The sequence below is a fragment of the Actinomycetes bacterium genome (assembly GCA_036000965.1).
Taxonomy (GTDB): Bacteria; Actinomycetota; CALGFH01; order CALGFH01; family CALGFH01; genus DASYUT01.
This window is the reverse complement of the sequence record DASYUT010000205.1, coordinates 1-6,671: the sequence shown is the minus strand read 5'-3', so window position 1 is coordinate 6,671 and position 6,671 is coordinate 1. Positions and strand designations below refer to the sequence as shown.

7 protein-coding genes are annotated in these 6,671 nt (G+C 72.1%); all 7 read left to right on the top strand.

Translation table 11 applies throughout. The annotated features are described in order from the left end of the window. Positions 1-12: 12 nt before the first annotated feature. Entirely contained in the window at positions 13-150 is a 138-nt protein-coding gene (locus VG276_19040; protein HEV8651430.1) for a hypothetical protein, read from the top strand. A gap of 313 nt (positions 151-463) precedes the next feature. Then, positions 464-2,080, top strand: coding sequence for a calcium-binding protein (locus tag VG276_19035; protein HEV8651429.1), 1,617 nt, complete (start codon positions 464-466; stop codon positions 2,078-2,080). Between the two features lie 443 nt (positions 2,081-2,523). Continuing rightward, positions 2,524-2,913, top strand: coding sequence for a hypothetical protein (locus VG276_19030; GenBank protein ID HEV8651428.1), 390 nt, complete (start codon positions 2,524-2,526; stop codon positions 2,911-2,913). 150 nt (positions 2,914-3,063) lie between these two features. Further along, a complete protein-coding gene (locus VG276_19025; GenBank protein ID HEV8651427.1) occupies positions 3,064-3,342 on the top strand; it encodes a GlsB/YeaQ/YmgE family stress response membrane protein in 279 nt (92 codons plus the stop codon). Between the two features lie 111 nt (positions 3,343-3,453). Beyond that, a complete protein-coding gene (locus VG276_19020; protein HEV8651426.1) occupies positions 3,454-5,133 on the top strand; it encodes a molybdopterin-dependent oxidoreductase in 1,680 nt (559 codons plus the stop codon). 313 nt (positions 5,134-5,446) lie between these two features. Beyond that, positions 5,447-6,121, top strand: a complete 675-nt coding sequence (locus VG276_19015) for a sigma-70 family RNA polymerase sigma factor (protein ID HEV8651425.1) — start codon at positions 5,447-5,449, stop codon at positions 6,119-6,121. Beyond that, the gene (locus tag VG276_19010; protein ID HEV8651424.1) at positions 6,103-6,375 is read left to right on the top strand and encodes a zf-HC2 domain-containing protein; all 273 of its coding nucleotides are present in this window, start codon (positions 6,103-6,105) and stop codon (positions 6,373-6,375) included. The genes VG276_19015 and VG276_19010 overlap by 19 nt, the downstream gene beginning before the upstream one ends. The last annotated feature ends 296 nt before the right edge of the window (positions 6,376-6,671 follow it).

Sequence of the window (6,671 nt, the reverse complement as noted above, 5' to 3'; positions counted from 1 at the left end):
ACCGACGGCGAGTTGCTGCGGGGGGTGCGTTTCGAGCGCCATGAGGTGCTCACCCAGTCGCTGTCGATGCGTTCCAGGTCGGGCGCGGTGCGCCTGATCGAGACCCGGCACCAGCTCGGCAAGTCGAACCTGATCGCCCGGGCTCGCTGAGCTCCGGGCAGGCGCCCATGGCGCCGGCGGCGACGTGGTGGGGCGGCGGCGACGGGACCGGGGGGCGACGGGACCGGGGGGCGGCACCGCGATGGGGAACGCGCAACGCCGCCGAAGCGACATCGTGGTCTTCCCGGCGGCATCTGCGGTCTTTTGCTTATACCGTCTCTGCCCGGCCAATGGTTAGCTTCCGCTGGTACTGGCCGTCACCGCCGATCGGCCGGTACCGCTCGACGTAGTCACGGCGTTCGGCGTCGTCTCAACCGGTCCCGCACCCACTCCAGAGCCCGCGCCCCGCCAGGCAGGAGAGGAGATGCGCCCGCCCACCGCCCACCCCAGCCCCGCCACCCCGGTCGCCGGGGTCCGCCGGGGCGCCCGCGTGGCCTGGCGCGCGTCCGCCGGTCGCCCCGCCGTGCTCGCTGCGGCGGCGTCGCTCGCCCTGAGCTGCCTCGCGCTCTGGCCGGTCCAGGATGCCCGGGCGGCCGGGGCCAGCCCGCTGGACGCCACCACGATCCTGGTCTCCGCCGACGTGGACGGCGGCAAGGGGAACGGCCTGGACGCGGCGTACCCTCCGGCGCTCGCGCGCGAGGCTCGCCACGTCGCGTTCGCGTCGACGTCGGCGAACCTGGTCCCCGGCGACGCCAACGGCAGGAGCGACGTCTTCGTCCGCGACCTCGACCCCGCCACCGGGGCCTGGCGGACGAGCCGCATCTCGGCCGCGTTCTCCGGCGGCGAGGCGGACGGCGACTCGTTCGACCCCTCGGTGTCTGCGGACGGCCGCTACGTCGCGTTTGCCTCCGACGCCACCAACTTGGTGGCCAACGACCGCAACGGCACCACCGACGTGTTCCTCTGGGACCGGCACGGCCAGGCCGAGGACCGCATCGTGCGGGTCTCGGCCAACGGCCCGGGCGGCGACGGCAACGGCTACTCCTGGGAGCCGTCCGTCTCGGCCAACGGCCAGGTCGTGTCGTTCCTGTCCGAGGCGTCCAACCTCGTCCCCGGCGACGGCAACGGCTACATCGACGTCTTCGTCTGGGACCGGTCCGCCTCGGTGGGGCCGCTCACACTGGTCTCCGGCGGTGTGTCGGGCCAGGGGGACGGCGGGGCGTGGCAGCAGGTGCTCTCGGCCGATGGCGGGACCGTTGCGTTCGTGTCCGACGCCACCAACCTCGTCCCGGGCGACGACAACCGGTCGAGTGACGTGTTCGTGATCGACCGGTCCACCGGCCGGACCACGCTCGAGTCCCGGGCCTCGGACGGCAGGATCGGCGACGGCTGGAGCTTCTTCCCGGCGATCTCGGCCGACGGCAGCGTGGTCGCGTTCGACTCGGTCGCGACCAACTTCGCCCAGAACGAGGGGGAGCGGCCAGACGTGTTCGTCCGCGACCGGTCCAGCGGCCGGACCACGCTCGTCTCGGTCGGTCCGGCCGGCGGCAAGGCCGACTACGCGAGCTTCGCCCCGTCGCTGTCGGCCGACGGCGGCTCGGTGGTGTTCGACTCCAACGCCACCAACCTGGTGCCCCACGACGCCAACGGGTACGGCAGCGACATCTTCGTGCGCGATCTCGTGAGCGGGACGATGACCCTGGCCTCGGTCGACCTCACCGGGATGGCGCAGTTCGACCAGGCGTACAACGCCGCCATCTCGCCCGACGGGGACCACGTGGCCTTCGTCGGCTTGTCGGTGCTGCTGGACGTCGTCGACGCCCAGTACTACCTGCGAGGCCCGCTGCGGTCGCCACTCGTGCTGGACACCCCACCGCCTACCCTGCCGACGACCGGCCCGGCGGTGGACACCACCACGGCGACCACCGAGCCGGCGCCCACGACCGACACCAGGGACACCGCGGACACCGCCACCACCGCGGACAGCACCACGTCGACGCAGCCCACCACGACTTCCGCTCCGACCACCACGACCGGCTGAGGCGCCCGCCGTGCCCGGCATGCTTCATGGGCTCCAGCCTGATCGAGCCGAACGCGTACTTCGTCGGATACTTGGTCACGAGCGCGGGATCGGCGACCATGGGACCTCGACGCCACAGCCTCCGTGGCCGCCGAGTCCACATCGCCGTGAGCGTGCACCGGTTCCTGATCCTCACGCGAGGGGGACCTGATGCATTTCGGTCCAGTACGCCAGCGCGACGAGCAGGGCCAAGTCGCGATCGTCCCGGGTTGCGAGGCAGCGAGCCGGCCCACAGAACGGCCGCCGGTGATCCAGCAAGGAGCGGTTCCTGAGGCTCCACCCAGGCATGAACCCTGGCCGCCGACACCATCCTCTGACCAGCCCCGTGGGCGCCCCCCGAGTTTGCGGCCGTCGCCCGTGGTGAACGCCTACCGGGTTCCGCCTGGTCGTTCGTGAGGTCGAGCATGCTGTTCTCCAACCTCCTGGTCGCGATCGCCGTCACCACACTCTGGCCGCTCGGGCTGCTCGGCGTGCTCGCCGCCTGTGCCTGGCTGGAGCGGCGCACGCTGATCCCCGAGGAGATCGTGCCCCGGCGGATCCGGCGGATGGAGACCAAGCCGCCGGAGGAGGTCGAGGCGATGGTCCTCCAGGAGACGGCCCACGTCGTGGCCGCCTACTGGTCGTCGACCGGCCGGCCGCCGCCAACTGGCAACGCGCCCGAGGCCAACGGCGGCCGGCGCTCGGACGAGCTGGAAGCGGCCAGGCCGGTACCGGTGCAGCGGGCGTTCCCAGGGCGGGCCGCGAGGGCCGCCATGCGGCGCAAGCCCACCCGCGGCCGCCACGAGCGGCGCTGACAGCGCTGGCGTCCACGCCTGCCGGACCGGCGGGGCAGAGCATTCCGCGTTTGCCGCGTCCATGATGTGGGAACTCCACCTGTGCCGGTTGAATTGCTTGTTCCGTCGCACTCATCGTGACTGCGACGTCATGGCGAAAGGAGCGAGACCATGACGATCATCGCCCTGCTGGTGATGGGCCTCATCGCGGGAGCCGTGGCCAAGCTCATCCTGCCCGGCAACGACCCGGGCGGGATCCTCATGACCATGGTCATCGGTGTCGTTGGCGCCTTCCTCGGCGGGTTCCTCGCCGATGCGCTGGGCTTCGGCGGGCTGTCGGGGTTCGACTTCCGGACCTTCGTCATCGCCGTCATCGGCTCGATCGTGCTGCTGCTCATCTACCGGGCGGTGTCCGGTCGGGGCCGTGGACGCCGCCGCAGGCTCATCTGACAGCGCCCAGCAAGGAGCGGCGCGGCCCTCGGGCCGCGCCGCTTTCGTCACCGCCTGCTCACGCTTTCCGATCCGCCCGCCGATCCGCGCGGTCAGGGTTATGGTGGACCAATGGAACAGCGGGTGCAGCGGCAGCCGAGGACCTCGGAGGCGTTCGTTGCCGGGGTCTCGGCGATGCTGCTCGCGACCGCGGTCCTCGGTCTCGCTCACCTCGTGCAGGCCAGCGTCCCGTTCCCACCGCTCGGCCTGGCCCAGCGGCTGCTCCGCGTGGTGCCCGGGGCCCTGGCGGTCTTCTTCATCGAGCGGCTCGGCCACCTGGCCCTCCGGTTGTTCGCGATCGGCTTCACCATCGGCGCCATCCTGGCCGGAGGGGTCGCCGGTGTGGTCGTTGCCAGAGCGCCGGCCAAGCATGGGCGACGCGGTCCATCACGCTGGACCGGTGGCGAGGCGGGCACCCGCGCGCCGGGGGTACCCGACCGGGGCTCTGAGCCGCCGGCTCGGTCCCGGGGTGCCGCGGTGTGGGCTGCCGGGGCGCTGTTCGCCCTGCTCGCGCTGGCCGGCTACCGGCCCCAGCCCGGCGCTCCGTCCCTGGTCATGTACGGTGCGCTGGTGGGGGTGGCCGGTGCCGTCTACGCCGTGGGACTGCGGGGGGCGCTCGACCGCCTCGACCGCGACCCGGTCCCCCCGCCCGCCCGCGGGCTGGGACGGACGCGGCGGGAGTTCCTGCGCGCAGCGGTGGGAGCAGGCGGGCTGCTCGCCCTCGGGGTCGGGGTGAACCGTCTGACCGGGGGGTTCGGGGACCGGGGGGGCCGGCCGCTGGTCCGTCCGGTCGGCGCCGAGCCGGTCGAACCGGCCCGGATGCCCCAGGCGACCGCCGAGGACCGGGCGTTCCTGGCCATCCGTGGCTTGTCGCCCGAGGTCACGCCGAACCGGCTCCACTACACGGTGGACGAGTCGATCATCGATCCCGACGTCGACGCGGACTCCTGGCACCTGGCGGTCGACGGCCTGGTGGCCCGGCCCGTCAGGATCGGCTACGCCGACCTGGTCGCCATGCCGGCCGTGGAGCAGTACGTCACGTTGCAGTGCATCTCCAACTTCGTCGGCGGGGACCTCGTCGGGACGGCCAAGTGGACCGGCGTCCCCCTGGCCGACGTGCTGGCCAGGGCCGGGGGCGCGTCCGAGCGGGCGGTACGGGTCGTGTTCCACGCCGTCGGCGGCTACAGCGACTCCATCCCGGTCGCCAAGGCGCTCGACCGGTCGACCATCGTCGCCTACGGCATGAACGGCGCGACCCTGCCCAGGGCCCACGGCTACCCGGCCCGGATCATCGTGCCGGGCATCTACGGCATGAAGAACGTGAAGTGGGTCGAGCGCATCGAGGTCGTCGACTACGAGTACCGGGGCTACTGGCAGCGGTCCGACGGCTGGGACAACCTGGCCCCGGTCAAGACCGCCAGCCGCATCGACGTGCCCGCCGACCTGGCCGCGGTCGGCGGGCAGGTGACGGTCGCCGGGGTGGCCTGGGCCGGCGACCGGGGCATCAGGGCGGTCGAGGTCTCCTTCGACGGCGGCAGGACCTGGCAGCCGGCCGTGCTCCGGCAGGAGCTGGCCCGGGCCGCGTGGCGCCAGTGGCGCCTGCCCTGGCGGCCGGCCACGACCGGCCGGCTGCTGCTTCAGGTGCGCGCCGTCGACGGCCGCGGCCAGGTCCAGACCGCCGCCCGGGCCCAGCCCCACCCCGACGGCGCCAGCGGCTACCACGAGATCGAGGTCGTCACCAAGAAGGCGTAGGTCGTCAGCAAGAAGGCGTAGGTCGAGCCTGGCCTCAGGAATGCTTGGCGGGCTCGCTCGGTTGCACCTGGCGTCGGCCCAGTCCGCGCTGTCTCCAGGAGGTCCCGTGCGCCATCACCAGAGCGAGCCCGTGCTCGCCGGTCCGCTCGCGCCGGGCGGGGCGGTCGTGCTCGCATCGAGCAGGGGCCACGCGGACTGCTATCCTGCCCGGGTGCGGGCGCCGGGGCGGCGGAGGCCCTTCGGGCGCCGGCCGTCCAGGCCGCGGCCACGGTCGCGGGTGCCCGCGTGGATCGCGCGAGCGGGAGGATCGTTCTTGCAGCCAACCGGTTCGGCCCCGGACCTCGGCACCGAGGTCGGCCCCTCGGCGTCCGACGGCGCCCGAGCCCCGGCCAGCGAGACGCCGGAGGAGCGCCAAGCTCGCTTCGAGGAGAGCGCGATCCCCCTCCTCGACAGTCTCTACGCTGGTGCCCTGCGGCTCACCCGCAACCCGGCGGACGCCGAGGACCTGGTCCAGGAGACGTTCCTGCGCGCCTACAACGCCTTCCACCAGTTCGAGCCGGGGACCAACCTCAAGGCGTGGCTGTACCGCATCCTCACCAACACCTACATCAACGCCTACCGCAAGCAGCAGCGGGGGCCGCAGTCGGTGCCCACCGAGGACGTCGACGACTTCTCGCTCTACCAGCGCATCGCCGGGGCCAACCCGGCAGGGGCCGAGACCCCCGAGGAGATGCTGCTCGAGCGCATCCCCGAGGACGAGGTGCGCCAGGCGCTCGACGCCCTGCCCGAGCAGTTCCGCATGGCGGTGCTCCTGGCCGACGTCGAAGGGTTCTCGTACAAGGAGATCGCGGACATCATGGGCACCTCGATCGGGACGGTCATGTCCCGGTTGCACCGGGGCCGGCGCCAGCTGCAGAAGCGGCTGTGGGACTTCGCCGCTGACCGGGGGCTGCTCGAGGAGGGACAGGAATGGGTGCGCCCGAAGTAGGGGACTGCCACGAGGTCCTGCGCCACGTCTGGCTCTACCTCGACCGTGAGACCGACCCGCCCACCTGCGCCGAGCTCGAGCGACACCTCTCCGTGTGCGCCAGCTGCCGTCGCGTGGTCCAGTTCGACCGCAAGTTCAAGCTGCTCGTGCGCAGGTGCGCCGATCCCGGCCCGGTCTCCCGCTCCACCGTGGAGGCGCTGCGCCTCCGCGTCGTGGCCGAGCTGCGGATCCGCCCTCCTTCGCAGCAGGCATAACGATCCGCCCTCCTTCGTGGCGGGCGTAACGATCCGTCCCGGTCTTGAAACCATCTTGATGCCTTCGTGCGTATAACGGGTAGAAGTTCCGGCGGGGAATCATCGTGACGCCGCGCCGGTTCCTTCACGTACGCAGAACCCATCGGCGGACGATGGGAAGGATGGTGGGGCATACCATGCGCTCGGACAACGTCAAAGGACACCGGCCGGGCAACGATCCTCCACCCTCGAAGGTGGAGCGCGTGGGCCGGATCTGTCGTGAGAACGACTGCGACACCAGGCTGTCGATCTATAAC

Coding starts and splice junctions, on each gene's coding strand:
- VG276_19035 (HEV8651429.1), top strand. CDS start 464: ATGCGCCCGCCCACCGCCCACCCCAGCCCCGCCACCCCGGTCGCCGGG.
- VG276_19030 (HEV8651428.1), top strand. CDS start 2,524: ATGCTGTTCTCCAACCTCCTGGTCGCGATCGCCGTCACCACACTCTGG.
- VG276_19025 (HEV8651427.1), top strand. CDS start 3,064: ATGACGATCATCGCCCTGCTGGTGATGGGCCTCATCGCGGGAGCCGTG.
- VG276_19020 (HEV8651426.1), top strand. CDS start 3,454: ATGGAACAGCGGGTGCAGCGGCAGCCGAGGACCTCGGAGGCGTTCGTT.
- VG276_19010 (HEV8651424.1), top strand. CDS start 6,103: ATGGGTGCGCCCGAAGTAGGGGACTGCCACGAGGTCCTGCGCCACGTC.